Raw genomic sequence first — 26,506 nt, 5'->3', positions numbered from 1 at the left:
ATGATCGACACCACGGCCTCCCCCAAGACCACCTCCACCCCCGAGCCAGCCGCACAGGACCTCGAAGTGGTCCCTGTCCGCAACTACGGGCGCTGGATCGCCGCGACAGCGTCGATCCTGGCACTCGTCGGGCTGATCGGCTCCCTGGCGAAGAACGACAACCTGCACTGGGACGTCGTGGCCACATACCTCTTCGCCGACCTGATCTTCGACGGCCTCGCCACGACCCTCTGGCTCACCGCCGCCGCCATGGCCCTCGGACTCGGCCTCGGCACCCTCATCGCGGTGATGCGACTGTCCACCAGCCCCGTGCTCTACGGACTCGCGAACGCCTTCGTCTGGGTGTTCCGCGGCACCCCGCTCCTCGTCCAGATCATCTTCTGGGGCTACGCCGCAGCCCTCTACAAGTACGTGAAGATCGGTGTCCCCTTCACCGACATCACCTTCTTCCAGGCCGAGACGAACTCCCTGCTCACCCCCGCGATCGCAGCCCTGCTCGCGCTCGGCCTGAACGAGGCCGCCTACGCCTCCGAAATCGTCCGCGCGGGCATCCAGTCCGTCGACCACGGACAGGCCGAAGCCGCGCACTCCCTGGGAATGCGCCCCTCGCTCACCATGCGACGCATCGTCCTGCCCCAGGCCATGCGCGTCATCATCCCGCCGATGGGCAACGAGACCATCAACATGCTCAAGATGACCGCCCTCGTCTCTGTCATCTCCGCCCACGACCTCATGTCGAACATCCAGGACGTGTACGCGCAGAACTACCAGGTCATTCCCATGCTGGTCGTCGCCAGCCTCTGGTACCTCGCGCTCGTCACCCTGCTCAGCATTCCCCAGGCATGGCTGGAACGCCGCTACGGACGCGGGACCGCCCAAGCCGGCCACGTGTCCCCACTCCAGCGCATGCTGGGAGGAGCCACGGGACTGATCGGCAGGAAGAACAAGGAGACGGGCCGATGAACGCCCCCATGGTGCGCGCCGAGGGCGTGCGCAAGAACTTCGGAAAGCTCGAGGTCCTCCAGGGGATCGACCTCACGGTCGAGCGCGGCCAGGTGTGCTGCCTCCTGGGCCCCTCGGGCTCCGGGAAGTCCACCTTCCTTCGCTGCATCAACCACCTGGAGAAGGTCGACGGCGGCAAGCTCACCGTCGACGGCGAGCTGGTCGGCTACCGGCAGCACGGCAGCAAACTGCACGAGCTGCGCGAGCGGGAAGTGGCCGAGCGTCGCCGCGACATCGGCATGGTCTTCCAGCGCTTCAACCTCTTCCCCCATATGACGGCGCTCGACAACGTCATCGAGGCCCCGGTCAAGGTGAGCAAGGTGCCGAGAGCGACAGCCCGGGAACAGGCGCAGCAACTGCTGGAGCAGGTCGGCCTCGGTGACCGCGCCGGGCACTACCCGGCCCAGCTGTCCGGCGGCCAACAGCAGCGCGTGGCCATCGCACGGGCCCTCGCCATGAAGCCCAAGCTCATGCTGTTCGACGAGCCCACATCCGCCCTCGACCCCGAGCTCGTCGGCGACGTCCTGGACGTCATGCGCCAGCTCGCCGCCGACGGCATGACCATGGTCGTCGTCACCCACGAGATCGGCTTCGCCCGCGAGGTCGGAGACACCGCCGTCTTCATGGACCAGGGCGTCGTCGTCGAAGCGGGCGACCCGCGACAGGTACTCGTCGACCCGGAGCAGGAGCGCACCCGCGCCTTCCTGTCCAAGGTCCTGTGAACGCGCCCCCTCGTCAGCTCCTCAGCGCGGAGCTTCTGACCCTGGCGCGCGCCCGCCACGTCCAGTACCTCACGGATCTTCGCGACCTCGTCTCGATCGACTCCGGCTCCTACAGCCCGGACGGCGTCAACAAGGTTGCCGACTGGGTCCAGGAACGCCTGATCCGCAGCGGGTTCGAGATCGAGCGCGTCCGGTTCCCGGCCGACCACCGCTACCGAGCCGGTGACGCAGTCATCGGCCGCAAACGCGGCAGCCTCGACCCCGCCGCGGACGGCCGCAGGATCCTCCTCGCCGCACACATGGACACCGTCTTCGACGACGGCACCGCCGCCGACCGACCGTTCCACGTGAACGGAGCCATCGCCTACGGTCCCGGAGTCAGTGATGACAAGGGCGGACTTCTGGCCGGCCTCACCGCTCTGGAGATTCTCCAGGAGGCATCCGTCCAGGACTTCGGCGAGCTCGTGTTCCTCGCCACCCCCGACGAGGAGATCGGTTCCCTGGTCAGCAGGCCGCTGATCGAACGGACCGCGCAGGGCATGCACTACGGTCTCGGGCTCGAGTGCGCCCGTGAGAACGGCGACCTCGTCATAGCCCGCAAGGGCGTCGCCGACTTCCGGCTGACGGTCACCGGCCGCGCCGCGCACGCCGGCATCGAGCCCGAGCGCGGCGCCAACGCCGCCCTCGCCGCCGCGCACCTCACCGTGGAACTGCAAGGACTCAACGGACACTGGGACGACGTCACCATCAACGTCGGAGTCGTCCGTGCGGGCACCCGCCCCAACATCGTCTGCGCCGAAGCCGAACTGCACATCGAAGTCCGCGCCGCCACCACGGCCGACATGAAGCGGGTCACCCGAGCCATCCATCAGGCCGCGGCATATCCCGCCGTGCCCGGCACCGCCGTCACCGTCGAGCAGATCGACCTGTGCCCCCCGATGGAGGACACCCCCGCCTCACGACGGGTCTTCGAAGCCGCACGCAAGGCCGCCTCCACCTACGGTGTGCAGCTGGGAGCGGCCGCTACCGGAGGCGTCGGCGACGCCAACCTCATCGCCGGTGCGGGAGTGCCCACGCTCGACGGCCTCGGCCCTGTGGGAGGGGCCGACCACACCCCCGGTGAATGGCTCGACACCTCCAGCGTCCCGCACCGCGTCGCGATGCTGGCCTCTCTGATCGCCTCGCTCGGCAGCGCCGGCAACGATTCCTGACCCGTACGACACGCCGGGCCGAGCACTGTCCTCCGCCTCGCCGACGGCCCCGGCAGAGTTCCCCGTCGCCCTGCCGGGGCACCGATCAGGGCCTCCCGGCCGACCGCCGCGAGGCCCTGATCCCACCTCACTCACACCGCCCACGGAGGCATCATGCGCGCACACCCCCGGCCCGCCCGCCGCGTCATCCTCGCCGGCAGCACCGCACTCGTCCTCGGTCTTCTCACCACCACGCCCGCGGCGCAGGCCGCTCCTGCCCGCCCCCACCACGCAGGCTCCCTCGTCCTGGTGGGCGGTGGGCTCAAGGACGACAACAGCCAGGTCTACGGCGAGATCATCAAGCGCGCCGGCGGCACGAAGGCCCGCATCGGCGTCATCACCGCCGCATCCGTGCCCGAAAGCCAGGACCCCGACGCCGGCGATCCTGACCGGTGCAGCAACTCCGCCTGCAACGGCGGCTACTACGCGAACCTCTTCAAGAAGCACGGCGCCGCCGACGCCCAGTGGATCCCCATCGACCTCGACCACATCGCGAACGCCGAATCCGACAGCGTCGTCGCCCAGGTCAACGAGATGACCGGCTTCTTCTTCGGAGGCGGAGATCAGTACCGCTACGTCACCACCCTTCTGAACGGTGACAGGCACACCGACTCCAAGGTCCTCGCTGCCATCCGCGCCAAGCTCGCCGCAGGAGCCGTCGTCGCCGGATCCTCCGCCGGGGCCCAGATCGCCTCCGGACCCGACATGGTCAGTGGCGGCGAGTCCTACGAGGCCCTCCGCGACGGCAGCAGCCCCGGTTACTTCGACGACGCGACCCGCCTCGGGTACGTACCCCGGGGCGGCTTCGGCTTCCTGCGCTCCGGGCTCATCGACACCCACACAGGCGCCTACGGCCGTGAGGGCCGCGCCCTGCGACTGGCCAGTGACACACGCCACGACCGGGTCTACGCCCTTGAGGAGAACACCGCCCTCGTCGTCGACAACCCCGGCACCCCCGACGAGCGCCTGTCCGTCCTCGGCCCCAACGGCGTCGCCGTCCTGGACCTCCGCCGCGCGCACGCCCGCACCACCACGGCCGGCTGGTCCCTCAGCAACGCCCGCTACACCTACCTCACCCACGGAGACCGTTACACCGCCCGCACCGGGACCCCCCTGCCTGCGCCTGGCAAGAAGCCCGTGATGCCCAGCGACACCACCCCCGTTCCGGTCAACAGCGACGTCTTCCACTCGGCCGCGAATCCCGAAGGCAGGCCCTACGCGTTCCGGACAACCGCCCGCGAACTCGCCGCCCGCCTCCAGACCCGGGCCACGGCGACGACGTACGAGACCCAGCCCGGCTTCACCGTCACCTTCACCGAGCCGCGTGGCTTCACGGCCTGGTCCGACACCGCCGGCAGCCCGCAGACCATGATCGGACTGCGTATCGACATCGCGCCCGAGTAGCCGCCGCGCTCCGTGGGAACGGCCGTGCCGATCCCACGGAGCACTCCCCGCCGCCCGGCGCGTCGGCGCACACGCCCCCCGGGCTCTGAACGCCCGGACGTCACTACGCACGAAGTGGACGGCATTCCGCATGGCCCGACGCCCGCTCGCCGACGACATCCGGCTGAAACTCGGCACCCTCAGCCCGGCGGAACGCCGAGTGGCCCGAGTGCTCCTTGCCGCCTACCCCTCCGCCGGCTTCGAGACCGTCGCCGCGATCGCCGAACGAGCGGGCGTCAGCGCGCCCACAGTCCTCCGATTCGTCGGCCGCCTCGGCTTCACCGGCTTCCCCGACTTCCAGGGCGCCCTCCGCCGCGAGCTCGACGCACGTAACGCATCACCCATCTCGCTCTACGAAACCTCGGGAGACTCCTCTTCCGCGGACTCCACCGACGGACTGATCAGCCGTACCAGCGAGCTCCTGAGCGGTGCTCTCGTCAAGACCCTCGCGGAGGTACCACCCCACGACCTGCGGAGCGCCGTCGCGCTCCTGTCCGACAGGAAGCGCCGAATCACCCTGCTCGGGGGCCGCTTCACCCACCTGCTGGCCCAGTACCTGGGCCTGCACCTCATGCAGCTCCGCCGAGACGTCCGTTTCCTGCCCGACCGTGACGTCGAGCGAACGGCCGCCCTCGCCGCCCTGAGCCGAAGAGATGTCGTCGTCATCTTCGACTACCGGCGCTACGAGGAGACCAACCTGGCTGTCGCCCAGCTGACGCAGGAGAGCGGCGGCAAGGTCATCGTCTTCACCGATACGTGGCTGTCGCGGGCCACCACCCACGCCGAGGTCGTCCTCTCCAGCCGGGTCGACAGCCCCTCTCCCTACGACAGCCTCGTTCCCACGCTCGCCGTCATCGAGGCGATCGTCGCCGGACTCGTCGGCACCCTCGGCACCGACGCTCACGAGCACATGAAGCACAGCGAAGACGTCGCCCGCCGGGTCAGCCTCGTCTGACCTGGCCGGCGCGTGAATCCGGACCCGCCCACCGTCCCGCTCACCAGGAGAACTGCATGCCCGCCCGCCGTCTGCCCCCCGTCCTCGCCCTCGCCTTGGCCGCCGTGATGCTCAGCGCGTGTACCGACGGCGCAACCCCACGCGGCGAATCTCCCGCCAAGAGCGGCCCCGTCAGGGTGCTCCCCGGACTGACCATCAAGCCCGACCCGGCTCTCCACGCCAAGTTGCCCGCGGACATCCGCTCCTCCGGAGTCGTCCGGGTCGCAACCGACGTGCCCTACCCTCCCTTCGAAATGTACGAGAGCGAGGACAGCAAGCAGATCACCGGCATCGACTTCGACCTCGGCCAGGCCCTCGGAGCCAGACTCGGCGTCAGGTTCGACTTCCGGGCTCAGAAGTTCGACGGCATCCTGCCCGCCGTCGAGGCCGACAAGTTCGACGCCGTGATGTCCGCCATGACCGACAAGAAGGCCAGGCAGCGGTCGGTCGACTTCGTGGACTACCTCAACGCCGGTCCCGGATGGCTGGTCAAGAAGGGAAACCCCGAGAGGATCACCGTCGTCACCGACGTGTGCGGGAAAGCAGTGGGTGTCCAGACGGGCACCAACCACCAGAAGCTGCTGGAGCAGCGGCAGGACCTGTGCAAGTCCAAGAGCCTTCCCCCGATCAAGATCCTCACGTTCTCCAAGGACTCCGAAGCACAGCTCGCTCTGCGCAGCGACAAAGTCGTGGCCGACTACCTCGACGAGGTCACCGCCGGATACGTCGCCGCCAAGGCGGACGACGGGGCCACCTTCTCCACCGTCACCGGACGTGCCGCAGTCGGCGATTACAGCGCGTCGCCCATGGGAATCGGAGTGTCCAAGAACAGCCCGGGACTCAAGGAAGCCATCCAGGCCGCCCTCCAGTCCCTGATGGACGATGGCTCCTACAAGAAGATCCTGATGAAGTACAACGTGCCCGGAATCGCCATACCCAAGGCCACCATCAACGCAGCGCTGGACTGACCCCGACGCATCGCATTCTCTCGACGCGGGGGCCTCCGACTGTGATGTGACGGATGAGCCCGATTGAGCAGGGAAGCGTGCCGCAGGCGGCGAGCGGGGTCAGGAATCCGGCGGCGAGGAGCAGACCCGATCCGATCTGGCCACCGCCCGCCGCCAGGGCGGTGACGATCTCCATGACCGCGCCGTACGACTCCTGACGCGCCCAGTCGCGCTGCAGCTCCAGGAGCACCTGCACCCAGGTCACCGGGACAGCCCCGGCCGCGATCATCCGCTGGAGCGCGTGCTCGTGGGCGGCCGGGCTGACGCCGCCGGAGGCGTCGGAGACCACGTACACCTCGTAACCCTGCTCCAGCGCGGAGAGCGCGGGCAGCACCAGGCAGACCTCGGTCCACAGACCGGACAGGGTGATCTTCTTGCGCCCGGTCGCCTTGACCGCCGCCACGAGCGCCTCGTCCTCCCAGGCGTTCATGGTCGTACGGTCGATGACGGCGTTGTCGGGCGTGAGCAGATCCTTGCTCGGGGCGGCCTTCACCTTGGTGATGTCGAACATGAGGGGTCCACTCGAAGCAATCGGTAACGTGCCCGCCGCGTCCGCGGCCCGGCACTTCTTCAGGCTACGAGCGACCCGACCTCCCGTGTTGACCTCCAGCGCCCAGGAGTTGGCACGGCAGCGCACAACCGGTCAAGGACCGGAGCCGCGCGGTGTCACCGGCGCGAACGCGCAAGGCCGGGCCGTCGGCCGGCACACTCGCCCCGAGACTCCTCCCCAACGGTGCGTCACCACACCCCAACCCGACGAAGGACCGCCCCACCAGAGGAAACACGGCCAGGAACGGGCCGCGGCCGGGGAGAATCGAGCCACCTCGGGGAGCGGCTGGGAGAGACGACCGCTCAGGACGGCGTCATCGTGAAGGGCCCGGAAACGAGCAAATTCGCAGGTCGGCCCGGCGCCTCTGATCCATGCTCAACGGGGAGCCGGCATCGGTCGCTCGTTCGAGCGATTCCTTGCAAAGCACCCGCTGTTCCCCACCAACGCTGACAACATCCGCCTCGCCGATGCCAGGTACGAGTCAAGGGCAGGTCATTGGAACGGCAGGTCGATGAGCGGCAGCTCTCGGCGCTGCAGTGCGTGGAAGCCGGGTGTCCTGCCGGCGCCTGGGAGACCAGCTCGTACAAGACCACGTGCCAGGCACTGCAGAACCGAGGCCTGGTCAAGGTCTCCCGGAGGGATGGGCAGTGGAGCGCCGGCTGGCCCTGTCTGGCGCACGGCACATACCCTCCCCGTGGGTCGCGCTCGCGGAAACCCCGAGCAACAGTTCCGCGACCCCCGCCCACCCGAGCGCAAGAAGCCCCGGCCACTACGCGAAAGCCGAGTCCTTCCCCACAGCCTCGCATGACGTTCACGGAGCAGCTGCTGCAAGAGCTCGCGGAGGCCCGCGGCCGGATCATCAAGAGCGGCAGCGGTCCGGACTTGGAGAAGTGGCCCTCCTGCGTCGCCGCGGCACGCAGGTCCGGAAGAATCCCGGAGACGAAGGAGCTGTAAGGGGGTTGGTGCCGCGGCGGGTATGAGATCAAGCTCGTCGACGTCCCCGCCTGGCGTCTTACCGTCCCCGTGCCGTCGCGGCTCGCGCGGCGGCACACCGTGGTCCGGGGCATGCAGAACGAACCCCAGCCGCTGGGCCTGACCAAACCGGCGGGCGAATGGTCCGACACCCCCGGGCGCTCCCTCGAAGACCGGCTCGCCGAGATCGCGCAGCAGGTCACGCTTCGCGGCGAAGCCTCCGAACGCAGACGTCTCGACGAGATCGAAGCAGCGCGTCAAAAGCGAGTCCGCCGGGAAGCCGCCATGGATGAAGCGCGCGTCCAGTACGCCGAGACGTACCGCGCCAGGCACTTCGAAGCACAGGAAGCGGCATGGCTCCACGCCACCCGACTGACGGAATACGTAGGACCGAGGCCGAAGCATGGATCAACTGGGCAACAGCCCGCGTGGAGCACCTCGACCCGCCGAACACACCTCCCCGGCTGCTGCCCCACATCCCCGAACCACGAGCCGACGATCTCAGTCCCTTTCTCAGGCACTGGAGTCCCTACGGCCCCTGGCACAACGCTGACCGGACACCCAACCTGGCGTCACGGAACGTCACTACCGAGAAGCGGATGGGGCTGGGTGGCCAACAGCTCGGCAGCCAGCGCTCCAGCCACTTCCGGACGCCTCCGACCACACAGCTGACGGCTCCACCGGCGGCCTCCAACCATGCGTGACGACCCATCAGAAACGCCACTGCTCGCGTCACAGCCGACAATGACACCGACATCCCTCCCGGCGGTTGAGCTCTGACCAGCCGCGGCACGGCAGGTGAAGGGAGCTCAAGCGCCTCGCACGCAACGTAGCCGAGCTGATGGCATGTCCGTATGCAGCTCGAACTCCTCACTGGCCAGCTCACCGGCATCTACGGCCCCAACGGCATCGACGCCACGCATTTCGCCGTCCTTTCCGTGGGGCGGGGCGGATCGAGCGCGGCTGCATCCGGGAGTAGCCCCCGAAGTTCGGCCGACCGCGTCGGCCGAAGGCGACCACGCTGCTCTGCTGCGTTCGCCTTCGCGGCCGGCACGGCCGAGCCTACGGCTTCGGGCGGTCGGCCGAGGCTCGGTGGGTGTCCGCGCCGGAGCTGACGTGCCGCTGCGTCTCCTGTGGGCCATGCCAGTCCAGGCACATCACGGTGGCGTCGTCCTCGAGGCGGCCGCCAGCCGCGTCCCGTACCGCTGAAGTCAGCATCAGAGCGGTCTCCCGGGGGTGCAGGTTCCGGGTGCGCTCCAGCAGGTCGGCAAGATCGACCTGCTCCCCGTGGCGTTCGAGCATGCCGTCGGTGAACATGAGCAGGCGGTCACCGGGGCGCAGGTCGATGTCCTGGGCACGGTAGGGGTGGGGCATGGGCACGGACAGCCCGAAGGGGTGATCCACCTCGAAGGTGATCGCCTTCGCGACCCCTTGGCGCAGTCGCAGTGGCCAGGGGTGGCCGGCGTTGACGAGCTGGGCCCGCCCGGTGTGCAGGTTGATGCGCAAGAGCTGCCCTGTGGCGTGGCCCTGGCCGTGGTCGGCCAGGGCCTGGTCCGCCAGATGAGCCTGCTCCACCAGGCCGGCCCCTGCCCGGCGGGCGCCCCGCAGGGCCCCGACCAGCACGGTGGCGGCCAGGGCCGCGTTGACGTCGTGCCCCATGGGGTCGGTCACCGACACGTGCAGGGTGTCACGGTCCAGGATGTAGTCGAAGGTGTCGCCGCTGAGGGCTTCGGAGGGCTCAAGGCTCCCGCACAGCGTGAACTGGGCCGCCTCGCACGACAGGGACGGCGGCAGCAGCTGGTACTGGATCTCCGCTGCCAGGGTGGGCGGCCGGGAACGCTTGCCCCAGGTGAAAAGGTCGGTGAAGCGGCCGTTGGCGATCACGACGTAGGCCAGGACGTGCGCGGCTTCTCCGACCGCGGCGAGGGTGTCCTCGTCGGGTCCGGTCGGCAGTTGGAGTTCCAGGAGTCCGATTGCGTCCCCCCGGTTGGTGACGGGCGCGATCACGCGGTGTCCGCGGTGGGTCGCCTCCTGGTGCAGCCGCTGGGTACGGATCACATGTTCGTACACGCTGCCGAACAAGGGAATCCGTTCCGCTTCCCGGTCGCCTCCCCCCACAACGGTGGTGGACAGCCGGGCCACCGACTTCCCCGTCAGGTCCACGATGAGAAAGGAGACCTCCACGGCCTCGAACCTCCGCTGCAGGTCCCGCGCGACGACGTCGACGACATCCACCGGCGCGGCCGTCTCCGCTGCGGTCAGAAGCCGAGGAAGCTCACTCCGCCTATCACTCACGGCCACGGTCCCTTCGACGAGCCCCTCCTGCGCCGATCCGGCGATCCGGCGATCCGGCGATCCGGCGATCCGGCGATCCGGCGATCCGGCGATCCGCCAAGGTAAGCGCCATCAGCCAGGCCCTTCACCTACACATCATCCACCAGGAGAGCGCCGACCACAGGTCTGCCGTGTCGCGCCGCAGCACGGCGAGGCCGGTTACTGGCGTGCAGGGCCTCGGTCAACGTTGATGCAGCTCTGGCGACCGGCGCGCGCTCACCTCGACCAGCGCGTCCTGCGCCAGGTCCCCTCGGCCTTGCTCATTCCGCCAGTTCCACGGTGGCGACAAGGCATAGCGGGTTCCGGGGACACTCAACCCGGAACGCGCGGAGCAGCCGTGTGCTCTGAGTCCGGTGCCCCCGGTTCCGCCGGTGGGGCGGGTCAGGCGAGGTTGATGTTCTCCGCCTGGGGGCCCTTCTGGCCCTGGGTGACGTCGAACGTCACGGTCTGGCCTTCCTGGAGCTCACGGAAGCCCGTGGAGTTGATCGCCGAGTAGTGGGCGAAGACGTCCGGGCCGCCGCCGTCCTGGGCGATGAAGCCGAAGCCCTTCTCCGCGTTGAACCACTTCACAGTTCCCGTAGCCATGTTCCATGCCTTCCAGTCGATGAACGCCTCCCACACACGTGGGAGGCGGAGGTGATCGCCCTGGCTCCTGCGGCACAGCACAGCAAAACGCCCCCGCCGAAGACGTGGGCAAAGGGGAACTTCCGAACCACGACAGCTAACGGGGACGGTACACGTCTGCACACCCCGTCACCAGAGGTACTCCTCCAAGTGGGGGCGGGCCCGCCGAGATACAGCGGGCCAGGACCGTCTCAGGCCGCTGCCGCCGTCTGGGCGGCGCGGTGGAATTCAGCGTTGATGCGCTGGGCTTCCTCGAGCTGGTCTTCGAGGACGATGATGCGGCAGGCGGCTTCGATGGGGGTGCCCTGGTCGACGAGTTCGCGGGCGCGGGCGGCGATGCGCAGCTGGTAGCGGGAGTAGCGTCGGTGGCCGCCCTCCGAGCGCAGCGGGGTGATCAGGCGGTGTTCGCCCAGGGCGCGCAGGAAGGCGGGGGTGGTGCCGAGCGTGTCGGCGGCCCGGCCCATCGTGTAGGCGGGGTGGTCGTCGTCGTCGAGACGGCCGTAGGAGTCGTCTGCTGTCATCTGCACCTCTCTCTGGAACGTGTGGAGGGGCCCGGGTGCCGTACTGGCACCCGGGCCCCGAAGGAACTTCTACACCACGTGCCGGCCCTGATACTGCGCCGGCCTTCTGTGTCCGCCTACCCGACCCAGTAGCTGTCGGGAGTGCGGGGATCGCGGTTGCTTGACCGGAGACCACCTCACTATCGATGTCCTGCGGTACCCGGGCTCAGGCTGACGCCCGGGCGATCCCGATGGTGCTTCGTTCCTCCGTTATTCCTCGGTGATCAACTACCTACTACGGGATACTGCGTCCTGCGGGTACTGCTGGTGATGCGACCTGCTCAGTGGCCTGTGGCAGCGCCACTCTTCGGCAGCCAGCCCCGTTGCCCGTCCTGCGTCTGCTCTGGCTTAGAACCCCACTGCCGAACTTCCCGGTGCGCGCGTCCGCAGCCGACGCCTTCACCAGGGGTACCGCTCACTGACTTCACTGCTGGGTACTGCGCACTGCACTCGCGGGTACCGCACCTGCCATGACCGCGGTCCCGCTGCGGCGGCCCCTGATCACTGCGGGCCACCCGGTCCGGCCGTCAGTCCCGTCGCCGTCCCGCAACTTCCCTGGCTTCGAAACTCCACTGCCGCACCGTCCTGCGAACTGCAACTACCTGCACTGCTGGTACTGCCTGCCGGCAGTTCGTCTCTGCCAGGCCCTGCTGTCCTTCTCGGCTACGGGAGAAACCATAGCGACGCCACTACCCAATGTCTACTCCGGCCGATATAGATTTCTATGTGTCCAGCGACGAGGTAATCGGCCTCGAACAGTGACGCAGGCGAGGCGCAGAGCGGTCGCACCGGGGTAACCGCCGCTTGCTGGGGCATAGGCGGCGGGGAGGGGAGAACGGGCATGGGTGGTTCAGCGACCAGGGGGACCTGATGGACACGATGACCGTCGACGTCGCGATCGACCACCCCGCGGGTTCCGTCGCATGGGCGCGAGACAGGGCCCGGACCTTCCTCGACGGGTTCATGCCGGCGCCCGCGCCCGAGGCCGCCGACACCGTGGTCCTGGTGGTCTCGGAGCTCGTCACCAACGCCTTGCGCCACGGCGGCGGCACTGCACCCTCGACCTGGCCGCCCGCCCGGACGGCATCGAGGTGGCCGGGCACGACACCAGTCCCCATGCCCCGCGCATGCGCACCCCCGACCTCAACGGCGGCACCGGAGGGTTCGGGTGGCCCATGGTCAACCGACTCGCCCGCTCCACCCAAGTCACCGCAGCACCGAGCGGCGGCAAAGCCCTACGCGCCTTGCTGTCCCGGTAGGCAGATCGCAGCGCAACGCTCGCCTGGCGGCATGGCCGCGATGAGCGGGCAACTTTGAAACGGGAGCCTCCGCACCAGGTATGGGTAGCCGGGGACCGTCTCCAAATTGCCGCCGTCCAACACGCCCTCTTCACGGCTTCGTGGCCCCCTGCGGAAACAGATCTGCACCGCCCGACGATGCCGATCCTCTAGCCGAAGAGGGGAGGCGCCTGGCTTGAAGCCGTCCCGCACGAGCGGCGTGAGTACTGATGGTCAGCGGGCGTGGAGGAAATGGCGGTCCGCATCAGCCAGGGCCTGGCCGAGCAGATCGACGACATGGTCGAGTTCGTCGCGGGTGGCGATCAGGGGTGGTGCGATCTGCACGACCGGGTCGCCGCGGTCGTCCGCCCGGGCCAGGAGTCCGAGGGCACGCATGCGTGCGGGTAGGAACTGCTTGACGAGTTCGTTCTGGCGGTCGGGGGTGAAGCGTCGGCCGTCCGCTCCGGCGACGAGCTCCAGCGCCCAGAAGAAGCCGTCGCCGCGTACGTCGCCCACGATGTTCAGTTCGGTCAGTTCGGCGAGCCGCTTGTGGAGGTGACCGGTCAGGCCGCGGACGTTGTCCAGGACGCCGTCTCGTTCGAAGATGTCGAGGTTGGTCAGGGCGGTGGCGGCGGCGACCGGATGCCCGGCGAAGGTCAGCCCGTGCAGAAGGGTCACGCCGTCCTTGAAGAAGGGCGCGGAGACCTCGTCGGACACCAGGACGGCGCCAAGCGTCGCGTAGGACGAGGTGAGGCCCTTGGCTGTGGTGATCATGTCGGGGACCGCACCGTACTTGGTCACGGCGAAGTATTCGCCGATGCGGCCGAAACCGGTGATGACCTCGTCCGCGACCAGGAGGAAGCCGTACTTGTCCGCCATCGCCCGTAGCCCCGCCCAGTAGCCCGCCGGAGGCGTGAGGCAGCCTCCGGAGTTCTGCACGGGTTCGGCGATGAGCATGGCCACGTTCTCCGGGCCGGCCTCCAGCACCGCCGCTTCGGTTTCGGCCAGCAGCCGCCGGGTGAACGCGTCCTCGTCGGTGTCGGTGGTGCGGTAACGGTTGGTGTTGGGTGCGTGGGTGACCTCGAAGGCAGGCGCGCCGAAGGGTTCCTTGAGCGCGGGGATTCCCGTGAGGGCGAGGGCGCCCATGGTCAGGCCGTGGTAGGCGGTGCGGCGGGCGATGGCTTTGGTGCGCTGGGGCTGGCCTTGGGCGACGTGGTACATGCGGGCGAGTTTCCACGCGGACTCCACGGACTCCGAGCCGCCGGAGGTGAAGAACACGCGGTTGATGCCGTCGGGTGCCAGAGCGGCAAGTCGCTCGGCCAGCTCGATGGCGGCGGGGTGCGCGGTGTTCCACAGGGTGCTGAACGGCAGTCGGTTGAGTTGCTGTTCGGCCGTCTTGGCGAACTCGGGGCCGTAGGAGTAGCCGAGCTGTGCGGAGAACAGAGCGGACAGGGCGTCGATATAGCGGGTTCCGGCGGCGTCGTAGACGTAGACGCCGTCGGCCCGGTCGGGCAGGAAGATTCCCTGACCGTTGCGCAGGTTTGCGTGTTGGCCGAAGTGCAGGAGCAGGTGCTTGCCGGCTGCTTCGCGCAGCCGGTCGGCGTGGTGTGGGGTGGCGGGGTGGTCGGGCACGGTGTTCTCCGGGGAGGTCGGCGGGCACATGGGGGCAGGCGACGGGCCCGGCGGAGCGAGGGGGCGGCCCCAGGCGCAAGAGTCGGCCGCGCTTCGTGAGTAGTTGCCGGCCGCTGGAGCGGTGTCTGAAGGGCGGCTCCGAAAGGGCTCGGCAGCGGAGACCTGACGCCCGCTAAGGAGAGGGGCCTCAGGCGCGGGGCTGTCGGTCGGGACCGCGGGACCGCTGGGTGTCTCAGGCTCCTGTCGATCCGGCCCGGGCGGGATGCAGCGAGCCGAGGCCGGTCATGATCTGGCCCTTGTCGTAGCCCTCGCTGGCAGGCGGGAAGGGGGGCGGGGAGTCGCGCAGTTGCTTCCACAGGGGGTTCAGGCCGAGGGTGCCGTGTTCACGGGTGGTGGCCACGAGGTCGAGGTCGAGGTGGAAGGTGAGGAACTCCTCGCCTGCGCCGCCCTGGGCCAGCACACGGCCTTCGGGGTCGGTGGCGATGCTGCGGCCGGTGCCGAAGAGCCCGCCGATGTTCGGGTTGAGAACGTACACCTGGTTGGTGATGGCGTTGGCGCGAGCGAGAACGAGTTCCTGCTCGCGGTCGGATGTGCGGGTGTAGGTGGGCTGGATGATGACCTCGGCGCCCATCCAGGCGAGCGTGCGGGAGATCTCCGGCACCCAGCCGTCGTAGCAGATCGCCAGGCCGAAGCGGCCTACCTGCGGGATGTCGAAGGTGACGTAGGTGTCGCCGGGCACGGAGGTCTCGTACGGCATCCAGGGGAAGATCTTGCGGTACGAGGCCACCACTTCACCCTGCGGGGAGATGGCGACGGCCGTGTTGTGGACGCCCTTGGCCGACCGCTCCGGGATGCTGCCGGGGACGATCCACAGCCCGGTTTCGACCGCGAGCCGGCACACCGCGTCGGTGGTGGGGCCCGGGATCGGTTCGGCGAGGCGGTCGAGGTAGCCGGCCGGGTGGCGGGCGTCGAAGCTGCCGAAGGCGCTCAGGTACAGCTCGGGGAAGACCACCAGGTCGATGGACGGGGAGAGGGCCTTGAGGGAGCGCACCTCGCGGCTGAACTTCGCGAAGGTCGCCTGGGGGTCGCCGGTCACGGGTGCGACCTGGGCGAGGGCGACGCCGAGGATTCGGCTCACTGGACGGCTCCTTGTGCGGTGGCGGCTGCGGGTGTGCTCGGCGGGGTCACGTCCGGTGGGTGGATTCCGGGGACGGCGTCGAGCAGCCTGCGGGTGTAGGGGTGCTGGGGGGAGTCCAGGACCTGGGCGGTGGGCCCGGTCTCGACGAGTTCGCCGTGCAGCATGACGCTGACCCGGTCGGCGATGTGCCGGACCACGCCCAGGTCGTGGGTGATGAGGAGGAAGGCGAGGTCGCTGTGCTCGCGCAGGTCGAGCAGCAGGTTGAGGATCTGGGCCTGGACGGAGACGTCGAGGGCGGAGGTGGGTTCGTCCAGCACCAGCAGCGAGGGCCCGACGGCGAGGGCGCGGGCGATGGCGACGCGCTGGCACTGGCCGCCGGAGAGCTGGTGGGGGTAGCGGGTGAAAACGGTCGCGGGCAGGCCGACGCGCTCGAGTTCCGCGGCGGCGTCGGTCACGGGGCGGCCGGCCTCGCGCAGGGGCTCGGCGATGAGTTGCCGGACGGTCATCCGGGGGTTGAGGGCGGCGTATGGGTTCTGGAAGACGATCTGTACCTGGTGGCGCAGCCGCCGCAGCTCCTTGCGGCGCAGCCCGGTGAGCGGGCTGCCCGCGATGTGGACAGTGCCGGAGGTGGGCTGGATCAGGCCGAGCACGCAGCGTGCGAGGGTGGTCTTGCCCGAGCCCGACTCACCTACCAGGGCGTGTACTTCGCCTGCGGTGATGGCGAGGTCGACGCCGGCGACGGCGGTGTGCGAGCCGAAGGTCTTGACGAGCTGGCGTACGTCGAGGATCACGCGGGAACTCCCTTCGGCTGGGTGAGGTGGCAGGCGCTGGCCCGCGCTCCGGCGGCGTGGAGAGGCGGCGGGGCGGTGCATGCCTCGGTGGTGTGGGCACAGCGGTCGGCGAAGGGGCAGCCGGTGAGCAGGTCGGGGCGGTCCGGCACGCTGCCGGGGATGGCGGGCAGCGCTCTGCCGGGGGCGGCCCTGTCGGGGAGGGCGGCGAGCAGGGCGCGGGTGTAGGGGTGGTCGGGGGTGTCCAGTACGTCGGTCACCGGGCCTGATTCGACGACCTGCCCGGCGTAGAGCACGTACATCCGGGTGCACAGTTCGCGGACCTCGCCCAGGTTGTGGGTGATGTACAGGACTCCGAAGCCGTGCTCGGCCTGCAGGCGGCGCAGCAGGGAGCGGATCTCCTTGGCGACGGTGACGTCCAGGGCGGTGGTCGGCTCGTCGGCGATGAGCAGATCGGGCCGGCACAGCAGAGCGGCGGCGATCATGACGCGCTGCAGCATGCCGCCGGAGAGCTGGTGGGGGTAGGAGCGCGTGACGCGCTCGGCGTCCAGGCCCACTTCCGTCAGTGCTGTGCTGACCTCCTGGGCCGCTTCGGTCCGGGTGCCGCCCTGGTGGAGGCGTACCAGCCGGGCGAGTTGGCGGCCGAGCGGTGTGACGGGGTCGAAGGAGGCGGCGGGGTTCTGGAAGACCATGGCCACCTTCCGGCCACGGACCGTGTGGAAGCCGGCGGCCCGCAGGTCCTGGCCCTGGAGCCGGATGGCGCCGGTGGTTCCGGCTCCGGCGGGGAGCATGCCGAGGACGCTGAGGGCGGTCAGGGACTTGCCGCAGCCGCTCTCGCCGACCACCCCCACTACCTCACCCGCGCGCACTTGGAGGGAGACGTCGCGTACGACGGCGGCGTCGCCGATGGTGACGCGCAGCCGGGAGATCTCCAGCAGGGGTGCCGCCTGGCCGTCTGCGGGCTGCTCGCCCGAGGCGGGCGCGGTCTCATTCTTGCCGGCGGGCAGGGGGCTCACCGCGTCGGTGACCTTCCCCTCCGGCCGGCGCCGCAACAGAGCGGCGGCCTGCCCGGCCAGTGTGCGAAGGCCGCGTCGTGCGGCGGCGGAGCGGGCTTCCGTACGCGGGTCGAACACGTCACGCAGAGCGTCGCCGAAGAGGTTGAAGGCCAGCACGGTGAGGAGGATCGCCAGGCCCGGGAAGAGCGCCGCCCACCAGTGGGTCTGGAGGTCGCCGCGGGCCTCGGCCACCATCAGGCCCCAGTCCGCCTGCGGCGGGCGGGTGCCCAGGCCGAGGAAGGCCAGTGATCCTGCGGCCAGGATCACCGTGCCGATGTCGACGGTGGCCTGCACCAGGATCGGTGAGACGGCGTTGCGCAGGATGTGCCGGACCATGACGACTCGGTCCTTGAGCCCCAGGGCGCGCGCTCCCTCGACGAAGGGCCGCTCACGCATGGATGCGGTGATGCCCTGGACCAGCCGGGTGTACCAGGGCCACCAGGCGATGGCCAGCGCGAGGGCGGCGTGCTCCAGGCCGGGGCCGAGGGTGGCCACGATCGCCATGGCGAGCAGCAGGGGCGGGAAGGCCAGGAACATGTCGCACAACCGCATGATCGCCTCGCCCACGCGCCCGCCGCGGAAGCCTGCGATCAGCCCCAGCGGTACGCCCACCAGCACGGCGAGCCCGACCACGAGGAGCGGTACGGTCAGCGCCGGCCGGGCGCCGTAGATGACGCGGCTGAGCACGTCGCGGCCGAGGTTGTCGGTGCCGAGCAGGTGGTCGACACCGGGTGGCAGGTGGCGGGCGGCGACCTCAGCGGATCCGGCGCCCTGATCCGGGTGCGGGGCGAGCCAGGGGCTGAGCACGGCGGCGGCGACCAGGGCCACGAGCAGCACCAGGCCGATGACGGCGAGCGGGTCGCGGAGCAGGGCGGTGAAGCGGGCGCTGCGCGGGGGAATGGTCTGCGGGCTGTGGCTCATGCCGGCCTCACTCGCGGGTCGAGGCGCGCGTGGACGAGATCCACCGCGAGGTTGACGAGGACGTAGGCGACGGCGCCGATGAGGGTGACGCCCATGACCGCCGGGTAGTCCAGGCTCAGCAGGCCGGAGGCGGCGTACTGCCCGAGGCCCGGCCAGTCGAAGACCACTTCGACGAAGAAGGCGCCGGTCAGGGCGTAGGCGGCGGTCAGACCGAGCACCGTGACGGTGGGCGGGAGGGCGTTGCGCAGGGCGACGCCCCAGACGAGGGTGCGTTCGGGGACCCCGTAGGCGCGGCCGACGCGGATGTGGTCCTGCTGGAGCGCCTCCAGCATGCTGGTGCGGGTCATGCGGGCCACGACGCCGAGCGGGTAGGCGGCCAGGGTCAGGGCCGGCAGGATCAGGTGCGCCGCGGCGCTGGCCAGCGCCGCGCCGTTGCCGGTGAGGAGCGCGTCCACCGTGTTCAGTCCGGTGATCGAGTGGATCGGAGCGGTGAACTCCAGGTCGCTGTCGATGCGTCCGGTGGGCGGCAGCAGTCCCAGGCGGCCGAAGACCAGCAGCTGGAGCAGCAGCCCGAGCCAGAAGGCGGGCACCGAGACGCCCGCGATGGACAGCAGCCGCACCGCCTGGTCGATCAGCCTGCCGGGCCGCACCGCGGCTATGCAGCCGAGCGTGACGCCCAGCACCAGCGCCACCGCCATGGCGGCGCCGACGAGTTCGAGGGTGGCGGGCAGCCGGTCGCCGAGCTCACCGAGGACCGGCTGCTTGGTGGCGATCGAGGTGCCCCAGTCCCCGGTCAGCACGTTGCGCAGATACGACAGGTACTGGACCGGCAGCGGCTGATCGAGGCCGAGGGCGTGGGTCACCCGTTCGACCTCCTCAGGCGTCGCCTTGGCGCCGACATAGGTGAGGGCGGGGTTGGAGGGGATCACTCGGGCGAGGACGAAGGTGATCGCGCTGACCCCGAGCAGGACGAGCAGGGAGCCGCGCAGCCGGCGCAGCAGGAAGCGCGGCATCAGCTGGCTCCGTGGCTCAGCTGGTGGAAGGGGATGGAGAAGGAGTAGTTCGGGTTGCACGCGAAGCCCTTGACCTCGCTGTTCATCACGACGGGGGTGCGCACGTCGTAGAGGAACGCGCCGGGGGCCTGCTCAAGGAGTCGGCGCTGCGCCTTGCCGTACAGCTCGGCGGCCTTGTCCTGGTCGGTGGCGGTGTGGGTGCCGGCCTCGTCGACGAGCTTGTCGTACGTGGCGTCCTTCCAGTAGCTGAGGTTGAAGAAGGGCTTGTCGCTGCTGCGGAAGAACGAGACCAGGTTGTCCGAGCCGGCGTCGGAATAGGTCGGCCAGTACATCAGCAGGAAGATGTCCTGCGCCGTGGCCGGGTCCGCCTTGGCCTTCTCCCACTGCTGGTTGAACAGGATCGGCTGCAGCTCGACCGTCACGCCGACCTTGGCGAAGGAGTCCTTGATCAGCGGGGCGTACTTGGCCTGCTGTGCGTTCTCCGCCGCGTAGCTGAGGGTCAGCTTCAGGCCCTTGCCGCCCTCGTATCCGGCCTCGGTGAGCTGCCGACGGGCCGCCTCCAGGTCGTACGGCGTCTGCGGCAGCTGCGCGTCGTGAGGGAAGGCGCCGGCCGGTACGGGGCCGCGAGCGCGGGCGCCGAAGCCTTCGGTGCCCACCTTGACGATGTCGTCGTACGGAATGGCCTGCGCCAATGCCTGGCGTACCTTCACGTTCTTCAACGGGCCCTTGGTGGTGTTGAAGAAGGCCGTGTGGCTCTGGAAGGTGGGACACTCGGTGACGGTGTGACGCTTGTCCTTCTTGAACCGGGCGATGTTCTCCAGGGGCAGCGAGCCGGCGTAGTCGACCTGTCCGGACTCGAGCATCTGCTGCTGCGCGGTCGGCTCGGCGGTGATCCTGGCGACGACCGTGCGGTAGCGCTCGCCCTGCCAGCCGCCCCAGTACTTGTCGTACGCCTTGAGGACGACCCTCTTCTTCGCCTGGTACTCCGAGACCCGGTAGGGGCCGGTACCTGCGTCGACGCCCTTGGCGAAGTAGTCCTCGCCCTTGGTCAGGGCCTTGGGGCTGACGATCCACGCCCCGTACATGGACGAGGCGATCATGTCGACCGGGGCGGCGCTCTTCAGCTTGAGCACGACCGTGTGCTCGTCCGGTGTCTCGATGGTGTCCAGCGCCGACCAGATGAAGGCAGCTCCGCCGTCCTTGGCGGAGGCTTCCAGGGACGCCTTGACCGCCGCGGCGTTCATCGGCTCGCCGTCGTGGAAGGTGACCCCCTCGCGCAGATGGAAGGTCCACGTCCTGGCGTCGGCGGAGGACTCCCAGCGCTCGGCGAGGGCGGGGCGGAAGCGTTCCTTCGAGCCGGGCGGGTTCATCCACAGCAGCGGCTCGTAGACGTTGCTGAGGTAGTAGACCTCGGTGGAGAAGGACTTCACCGGATTCCAGGTCGTGACCTCGGCAGTGGTTGCCACATTGAGGATCTGACCGGCGCTGTCGGTACCGCTGTCGGTACCGGTACAGGCAGACACGAGCAGACCGCAGGCCACCAGAGCGGCGGCGGCAGGGGTTCTTCGGGGCGTGGCCATGAGTTCGCTCCTCGGGGAAGGCGCATTCGCCGGCTGTTCAAAGTGAGACAACAATGGGCCCGGTGAGCTATAACCCTCCAATACTTGATTGGGTTGACTTTCATGCCTGCGAGGCATGGGCAGGAGGTTCGCTATGGAGCTCAGGGTGCTGCGCTATTTCCTGGCGGTCGTCGAAAGCGGCTCGGTGACCAGGGCGGCGGCCGAGGTCCATATCGCCCAGCCCTCGCTCTCCCGCCAACTGCGCGGACTCGAGACGTCCCTGGGAGTGACACTGTTCGACCGCACGGGCAAGCGGATGGAACTCACGGCGGCCGGCCGCCGTTTCCTGCCCCTCGCCCGGGACCTGGTGACCCGCGCCGACACCGCCCTCGCCGCCGCCGGCTCGCTGGCGTCCGGGCGGGCGATGCGGATCACCGTGGCGGCCCCCGCCACCACCATCACCGACGTGATCGCCCCGTTCCTGGCCACCTGGGGTCCGGAGGACCCCCTGGTCACGGTGCAGGCGGAGAGCCCGGTACGCGCCTACCAAGCCCTCACCCGGGGCGCCGACGTGGCGATCTCCTCAGCCCCGCCGCGCAGCCGCTACGCGGGGCTCCCCGTGGCCCGGCTGCCCGTGTGGGCCTACGTGCCGCCCTCGCACCCCTGGGCAGACCGGGACCGGATCACCATCCAGGAGCTGACCGGTGAGCCGCTGATCGTCCTCACCCTCGCGCACGGCACCCGCCGCATCCTGGACCAGGCGGTACAGGACGCGGGCAGCTACCTCGACATCGTCCTGGAGTGCGACACCCCGCAGGTCGCCCAGGCGATGACGGCCTCGGGACACGGCATCGCCGTCGTCTCCGACGACCCCCGCTTCGGGCTGCACCCCCTGCTGATCATCGACCAGCACGGGGAGCCCCTGCACATCCGGCTGCACGCGGCCTGGGACGCCGGCCACTACGCGCTGCGCACCATCGAGTCCTTCGCCACCGGCCTGGCCCGCTTCTGCGTCGAGCAGTACGGGCCGGACGCAGCGGGGAGCTGAACCGGCCGGAACCGGGCCGGTCGGCCACGAAAGCCGTCCGGGAGTCGCGGCCGCCCGGGACGGTGTCCGGTCCGGCCCACGACAGGGGAGCCGGCCCGACCGGAACACGGCGCGCTGCGCGCAGACCCCTCGCCCGACCTGATCCACGGAGTCAGGCACGCGCTCCGGTGCGCGAGCTCGTCGAAGACGCCTACGGCCGGCGGCCCGAGCCGCTCGGCGACCCCATAGGCGGGCGTGGCCCTGCCCGGACGTCCGGAGCGGGCGATGTGAGCGGCGTCCGACCAGGGTGGCAGGTCGGCTGTGGCGTTCTCGGCACGTTCACGCAGACCTGGTTTGCCGTCCACCGACCATGACGACGCGTCGCACTCCGCCGGAGCACCTGCCCCGATGCTTTTCAGACACCGTGGCCAGTCCTGACAGGCATTGGACAGCTCTCGCCGCACGCACCCACCATGCCGCAACAACAGACCCCGCCCGAAAGAGGGACAGCCATGACCTCCCGTCCGCCCACCCGCCGCCCGCGCGGAATGCGATGTCTCGCGACGGCCACGGCACTGCTCACCGCACTCCTCACCGGCATGCTCACCGCTCCGTCCCCCGCGGTCGCCGAGAGCGCGCCCCCGGTACCGGGCGACCCGCTGACCGGCAGCGGCGCCGTGCCCCGTACGGTTCTCACCGCGGCTCAGCTCTCCAGCGCCACCCCCACCGACACAGTCGCCGACAGCGCGTTCGTTCTGCCCGCCGAGGCGGCCCCGCCCGCGCACACCTTCGAGGGCACGCTGACCCTCAACGGCACCGCCACAGCCGGCGGCTACCGCAAGCTGAAGGACCCCTACGGCTACTCCGGCACCGAGGCCACCAAGCACCTCCCCCCGTTCAGCGCCGCCCTCGTGCAGAACGGCAGCCACCTCATCCCCATCGTGCGCGGGCTGCGCTACACCGGGAACGCCTCCTGGAACCTCGCCGTGGGAGCCGGCCGGGCCTGGCAGGAGGACGGCGACGGCGGCCGCACGCGCGCCGCGCTGCCCTTCGCCCTGGTCGAGCGGAACGCCAACTGCGTGCACAACGGGGTGCTCTCCTTCCTCTTCGACGCGTCCTCCGTCTCCCAGGTCCGCTACCAGATCACCGCGGAAACCTGCGCCTACCACCAGTTCGACATGTGGGGCCAGGTGGCCGCCACCTACCAGCCGGGCGCCGTCCCCGGCGGCGAAGCCGCGCGCGACGCCTACGCGGCCGAGGTCGCCGGTCGGCTGCCCACCAAGCCCATCGCGCAGCTCGCCACCGATCACCCCGGCTCCGGCGTGGACACCTCGAAGTTCGGCGCGGGGATCACCCCCACCTCGCTGAGCACCTACGGCTTCTTCTACGACGGTGTGAACTACGTCGGTGGCTGCCAGACCAGGCAGGGCCAGTACGCGTTCTGCGGGGAGATGCTGCTGCCCTCCTACTCCACCGCCAAGTCCGCCTTCGCCGGTACCGCCCTGCTCCGGCTCGCCCAGCGCTACGGCACCGGAGTCGCGGACCAGCGCCTGTCCGACCTGATACCGGAAACCGCCGGGAAGAGTGCCTGGTCGAATGTCACCGTCGACAACGCCCTGGACATGACCACCGGCAACTACACCTCGGCGGGCTTCGAGGTCGACGAGGCGGGCAGCACCATGACCGACTTCTTCCTCGCCGAGCCCTACGCCACCAAGATGGGCAAGGCGCTGTCCTTCCGCCGCAAGACCACCCCGGGCAGCAAGTGGGTCTACCACACCTCCGACACCTTCCTGGCAGCCCGCGCCATGAACAACTACCTCCAGAAACGGGCGGGTTCCGGCGCCGACCTGTTCGACATGCTCCGCGACGAGGTCCTCACCCCGATCGGCATCAGCCCGGACGCCCGCGTCTCCTCCCGTACGGACAACAGCGCGGACGGCGTCCCCTTCGGCGGGTACGGGATGTTCTGGACCAAGGACGATGTCGCCAAGTTCGCCAAGTTCCTGAACAACGACGCCGGCGCGGTGGCCGGCACCCAGGTGCTGCACCCGGGCCTGCTGGCCGACTCCATGCAGCGGAACCCGTCACAACGCGGCGCCACCACCACAGGCAGCGCACCGATGCGCTACCAGAACGGTTTCTGGGGACAGGAGTTCACGTCCGCGGACAACCCCGCCTACACCCAGCCGTTCCACGTGCCGTTCATGTCCGGATACGGAGGCATCACCATCGCGATGATGCCCAACGGCTCCACGTACTACTACTTCAGCGACAACAACGAATTCTCCTGGAACGCGGCGGTGGCCGAGTCCAACAAGCTCGCTCCCATGGGCTGAGACGGTGGCGGAGGCGTCTGCGCACTGGCACGACCCGCTCGGCACCCCGCCTTCGCAACCGGTATCCCGGACACCGTGGTTGGCCCCGCCAGGAGGCGTGGCCAACCACACCTTTCTCCTACCCGGCGCACGACGCCACTGTCCGCGTCCGCCGACACATCCCGTCAAGGGGCGGCTGCCGAGCTGAGGCATCCCTGATCCGTGCGCGGCCGCCGCGCAGGGTCGACCAGTCGTCGCGGTCAGAGGTCAGTTCCCGTACGGGCGCCGGGGAGCGGAGCGCCACCGCGACCACGAGAGCGTCCATGGCGCACTCACGGCCGCGCAGGCTGTCGGCTACGCGGGGCCCGGGGGCAGATGGACAGTCATGATCAGGTGGCAGGTCTCGGTGCCTGTGCCGCGGTAAGCATGGGTGGTGTCGGCGTCGAAGGTGGCGGTCTGCCCTGCGGTGACGGGGTATTCGGTACCGTCGACGACGAGGGCCATCTCCCCGGTGATGACGCTGACGGTTTCGGTCACGCCGGCCTGGTGGGGATGGCTGGGGTACTCCTCGCCGGGTTCCAAGGTCCAGCGCCAGACCTCGGTGGGTGCCGGGCCGCCGGTGGTCAGCATCAGCCGGGCTTCGCTGCCGCGCTCACCCTTCCACAGGGGCATGACGGCGTCGGCGCTCACCACGCGCACGCGCTGTTCGGGGCCGCCTTCCATCAGGGCCGAGACCGAGATGCCGAGGGTGTCGGCGAGGCGGACCAGGGTGGCGAAGTTGGGGTTGCCCTGGGCTTTCTCCAGGCCGACCAGGGCGCCCTTGCTGACCTTGGCGCGGCGGCCGAGTTCATCCAGGGACAGACCCGCGCGGGTGCGGGCCGTGCGGACGTTGTGCGCGAGTGTCCGCAGCGCCGCCTCGGTCTCGGCCATCGGTAGATCCCTCCAGCAGCAGGTCGGTACACTGCACCGTGCGGTCGTTCGGTTGACGACCTACGGTCGGTGCGTTGTACGGTGTAGTCGTTCCATTGATAGTAAGGGATGTACGTACCGTGATCGCTCTTCTGCTGGCCCTGGGCAGTTCCCTGGCCTATGGGTGCGCCGACTTCCTCGGCGGCCTGGGCGCCCGCAAGGCCCACGTCCTGCGGACGGTGATGATCGCAGCGCCGGCCTCGCTCACCGTCGAACTGCTGCTGTGGCCCTTCCTCGGCGCCTCTTTCGCTACCGCCACCCTCGCCTGGGGCGCGGCCTCCGGCGTCGCGTCGACCGCCGCCTTCGCCCTGCTCTACAAGACCCTGGCGATCGGCCCGATGAACGTGCTGTCCCCGATCACCGCGCTGGTCTCGGCGATGCTGCCGGTGGGCGTCGGCCTGCTGCAGGGCGAGCACCTGGGTCCGGCCGGGCTGATCGGCCTGCCGCTGGCCCTGGCCGCCGTGGTGCTGGTCAGCGCCGGACACGGCGCGAAGTCGGCCCGGCCGTCGCGCACCGCGCTGCTGCTGGCCCTCGGCGCCGGGGCCGCGATCGCCCTGCAGCTGGTCTTCCTGCACCAGACCCCCTCCGACAGCGGGGTGGGCCCACTGATCGTCGGCCGCGCCGTCTCCTCCGCCGTCACCCTGGCCGCCGCCGGAGTGATGTTCCGGCGGCTGGGCCCGGAGAAGCCCGCGTACGCGATCTCGGCGACGGCCGGCGTGCTGGACTCGGTGGCCAACCTGCTGTTCCTGCTCGCCTCCCGCAACGGCGACCTCGCCGTCGTCGCCGTGATCACCGCCCTGTACCCGGCCGGCACCGTCCTGCTCGCCCGCAGCGTCCTGGCCGAACGCATCCACCGCGGCCAGCTGATCGGCCTGGGCACCGCCGCCGTCGCCGTCAGCCTCCTCGCCCTCACCTGACCGTCCCGCCGCCGCCCTCTGGAAGGACCCACGCATGGTCATCCAGCCCTGGGCACCGCCGAGTAGCAGAACTGGACCGCAGGCGGCCACGGCTTCGGCGCCCTCAGCGTCTACAGCCTTCCAGGGCAGGCACCCGTGCCCGATCACTTCACCCCGGACGACACCCTGCTGCTCCACTTCACCTGGCACAACCCCGCCTGGAAAGCGGTCAAGGCTGCCCTGGACGTCACGCTCACCGTCCCCGCCTTCCCCCGCGGTGCCGGCTCGCCAAGCGTGATCGCCCGCCCGCCGCGTACGGGGGCGATCAGCGCGGCCGCACAGTTCACCTGCCGGGCCACCATCACCAACGGTCCCGCCCGCACTCCGCGCGCGGCCTCGGATCGGGTGGCCTGCCCCCGCTCGACGGCCTGCGGACCGCATCCGCCCCCGACAGC

At 69.8% G+C, this 26,506-nt stretch carries 21 protein-coding genes and 2 pseudogenes; 11 read left to right on the top strand and 12 right to left on the bottom strand.

Annotated elements, in window-relative coordinates; translation table 11 throughout:
- From ACH4MY_RS23210 to ACH4MY_RS23185, 6 genes are all read left to right on the top strand, one after another.
- Entirely contained in the window at positions 1 to 963 is a 963-nt protein-coding gene (locus ACH4MY_RS23210) for an amino acid ABC transporter permease (protein WP_398005629.1), read from the top strand.
- Positions 964 to 971: 8 nt separating this feature from the next.
- Positions 972 to 1,724 (top strand): amino acid ABC transporter ATP-binding protein, encoded by a 753-nt coding sequence (locus ACH4MY_RS23205; protein ID WP_398005828.1) that lies wholly within the window; start codon positions 972 to 974, stop codon positions 1,722 to 1,724.
- Positions 1,721 to 2,935, top strand: coding sequence for a M20 family metallopeptidase (locus tag ACH4MY_RS23200; RefSeq protein ID WP_398005628.1), 1,215 nt, complete (start codon positions 1,721 to 1,723; stop codon positions 2,933 to 2,935). The genes ACH4MY_RS23205 and ACH4MY_RS23200 overlap by 4 nt, the downstream gene beginning before the upstream one ends.
- 153 nt (positions 2,936 to 3,088) lie before the next feature.
- Positions 3,089 to 4,378 carry a cyanophycinase gene (locus tag ACH4MY_RS23195; RefSeq protein WP_398005627.1) on the top strand — a complete coding sequence of 430 codons (1,290 nt, stop codon included), beginning with the start codon at positions 3,089 to 3,091 and terminating at the stop codon, positions 4,376 to 4,378.
- Between the two features lie 130 nt (positions 4,379 to 4,508).
- Entirely contained in the window at positions 4,509 to 5,372 is an 864-nt protein-coding gene (locus tag ACH4MY_RS23190) for a MurR/RpiR family transcriptional regulator (protein ID WP_398005626.1), read from the top strand.
- A gap of 56 nt (positions 5,373 to 5,428) precedes the next feature.
- Positions 5,429 to 6,379 (top strand): ABC transporter substrate-binding protein, encoded by a 951-nt coding sequence (locus ACH4MY_RS23185; protein WP_398005625.1) that lies wholly within the window; start codon positions 5,429 to 5,431, stop codon positions 6,377 to 6,379.
- On the opposite strand, the gene ACH4MY_RS23180 is transcribed toward ACH4MY_RS23185, so the two are convergent.
- Positions 6,360 to 6,929, bottom strand: coding sequence for an isochorismatase family protein (locus ACH4MY_RS23180; protein ID WP_398005624.1), 570 nt, complete (start codon positions 6,927 to 6,929; stop codon positions 6,360 to 6,362). The genes ACH4MY_RS23185 and ACH4MY_RS23180 overlap by 20 nt on opposite strands.
- 843 nt (positions 6,930 to 7,772) lie before the next feature.
- On the opposite strand from ACH4MY_RS23180, the gene ACH4MY_RS23175 reads away from it, so the two are divergent.
- Positions 7,773 to 7,922, top strand: a complete 150-nt coding sequence (locus ACH4MY_RS23175) for a hypothetical protein (RefSeq protein WP_398005623.1) — start codon at positions 7,773 to 7,775, stop codon at positions 7,920 to 7,922.
- Positions 7,923 to 9,002: 1,080 nt separating this feature from the next.
- Here ACH4MY_RS23175 and ACH4MY_RS23170 read toward each other — a convergent pair.
- The 3 genes from ACH4MY_RS23170 to ACH4MY_RS23160 form a co-directional block, all read right to left on the bottom strand.
- A complete protein-coding gene (locus ACH4MY_RS23170) occupies positions 9,003 to 10,175 on the bottom strand; it encodes a PP2C family protein-serine/threonine phosphatase (protein ID WP_398005622.1) in 1,173 nt (390 codons plus the stop codon).
- Positions 10,176 to 10,655: 480 nt separating this feature from the next.
- Positions 10,656 to 10,859, bottom strand: coding sequence for a cold-shock protein (locus ACH4MY_RS23165; protein ID WP_055603386.1), 204 nt, complete (start codon positions 10,857 to 10,859; stop codon positions 10,656 to 10,658).
- A gap of 230 nt (positions 10,860 to 11,089) precedes the next feature.
- Positions 11,090 to 11,419 (bottom strand): MerR family transcriptional regulator, encoded by a 330-nt coding sequence (locus tag ACH4MY_RS23160; RefSeq protein ID WP_398005621.1) that lies wholly within the window; start codon positions 11,417 to 11,419, stop codon positions 11,090 to 11,092.
- Positions 11,420 to 12,328: 909 nt separating this feature from the next.
- Here ACH4MY_RS23160 and ACH4MY_RS23155 point away from each other — a divergent pair.
- Positions 12,329 to 12,717, top strand: a pseudogene (locus tag ACH4MY_RS23155) (ATP-binding protein).
- A 252-nt stretch (positions 12,718 to 12,969) separates the two neighbouring features.
- On the opposite strand, the gene ACH4MY_RS23150 reads toward ACH4MY_RS23155, so the two are convergent.
- From ACH4MY_RS23150 to ACH4MY_RS23125, 6 genes are all read right to left on the bottom strand, one after another.
- Entirely contained in the window at positions 12,970 to 14,367 is a 1,398-nt protein-coding gene (locus tag ACH4MY_RS23150) for an aminotransferase class III-fold pyridoxal phosphate-dependent enzyme (RefSeq protein WP_398005620.1), read from the bottom strand.
- Between the two features lie 232 nt (positions 14,368 to 14,599).
- Positions 14,600 to 15,505 carry a carbon-nitrogen hydrolase family protein gene (locus ACH4MY_RS23145; RefSeq protein WP_398005619.1) on the bottom strand — a complete coding sequence of 302 codons (906 nt, stop codon included), beginning with the start codon at positions 15,503 to 15,505 and terminating at the stop codon, positions 14,600 to 14,602.
- Positions 15,502 to 16,296, bottom strand: coding sequence for an ABC transporter ATP-binding protein (locus ACH4MY_RS23140; RefSeq protein ID WP_398005618.1), 795 nt, complete (start codon positions 16,294 to 16,296; stop codon positions 15,502 to 15,504). Before ACH4MY_RS23140 ends, ACH4MY_RS23145 begins: the two co-directional genes overlap by 4 nt.
- Positions 16,293 to 18,269, bottom strand: coding sequence for a dipeptide/oligopeptide/nickel ABC transporter permease/ATP-binding protein (locus ACH4MY_RS23135; protein WP_398005617.1), 1,977 nt, complete (start codon positions 18,267 to 18,269; stop codon positions 16,293 to 16,295). Before ACH4MY_RS23135 ends, ACH4MY_RS23140 begins: the two co-directional genes overlap by 4 nt.
- Positions 18,266 to 19,282, bottom strand: a complete 1,017-nt coding sequence (locus ACH4MY_RS23130; RefSeq protein ID WP_398005616.1) for an ABC transporter permease — start codon at positions 19,280 to 19,282, stop codon at positions 18,266 to 18,268. Before ACH4MY_RS23130 ends, ACH4MY_RS23135 begins: the two co-directional genes overlap by 4 nt.
- Positions 19,282 to 20,862, bottom strand: a complete 1,581-nt coding sequence (locus tag ACH4MY_RS23125) for an ABC transporter substrate-binding protein (RefSeq protein WP_398005615.1) — start codon at positions 20,860 to 20,862, stop codon at positions 19,282 to 19,284. Before ACH4MY_RS23125 ends, ACH4MY_RS23130 begins: the two co-directional genes overlap by 1 nt.
- A gap of 133 nt (positions 20,863 to 20,995) precedes the next feature.
- On the opposite strand from ACH4MY_RS23125, the gene ACH4MY_RS23120 reads away from it, so the two are divergent.
- Positions 20,996 to 21,889, top strand: a complete 894-nt coding sequence (locus ACH4MY_RS23120) for a LysR family transcriptional regulator (protein ID WP_398005614.1) — start codon at positions 20,996 to 20,998, stop codon at positions 21,887 to 21,889.
- 491 nt (positions 21,890 to 22,380) lie between these two features.
- Positions 22,381 to 24,207 (top strand): hypothetical protein, encoded by a 1,827-nt coding sequence (locus ACH4MY_RS23115; RefSeq protein ID WP_398005613.1) that lies wholly within the window; start codon positions 22,381 to 22,383, stop codon positions 24,205 to 24,207.
- Positions 24,208 to 24,397: 190 nt separating this feature from the next.
- Here ACH4MY_RS23115 and ACH4MY_RS23110 read toward each other — a convergent pair.
- Both ACH4MY_RS23110 and ACH4MY_RS23105 read right to left on the bottom strand, forming a co-directional pair.
- A pseudogene (locus ACH4MY_RS23110) lies at positions 24,398 to 24,517 on the bottom strand (DNA-binding protein); the annotation flags it as partial.
- A gap of 23 nt (positions 24,518 to 24,540) precedes the next feature.
- Positions 24,541 to 25,116 carry a helix-turn-helix domain-containing protein gene (locus tag ACH4MY_RS23105; protein WP_398005612.1) on the bottom strand — a complete coding sequence of 192 codons (576 nt, stop codon included), beginning with the start codon at positions 25,114 to 25,116 and terminating at the stop codon, positions 24,541 to 24,543.
- A 119-nt stretch (positions 25,117 to 25,235) separates the two neighbouring features.
- On the opposite strand from ACH4MY_RS23105, the gene ACH4MY_RS23100 reads away from it, so the two are divergent.
- Positions 25,236 to 26,072, top strand: coding sequence for an EamA family transporter (locus tag ACH4MY_RS23100; protein WP_398005611.1), 837 nt, complete (start codon positions 25,236 to 25,238; stop codon positions 26,070 to 26,072).
- The last annotated feature ends 434 nt before the right edge of the window (positions 26,073 to 26,506 follow it).

The sequence above is a fragment of the Streptomyces sp. NPDC017246 genome (assembly GCF_044331325.1).
In the GTDB taxonomy this organism is placed as follows: domain Bacteria; phylum Actinomycetota; class Actinomycetes; order Streptomycetales; family Streptomycetaceae; genus Streptomyces.
Note: the sequence above shows the minus strand (reverse complement) of the source record. Positions and strands in the feature narration are given on the sequence as shown.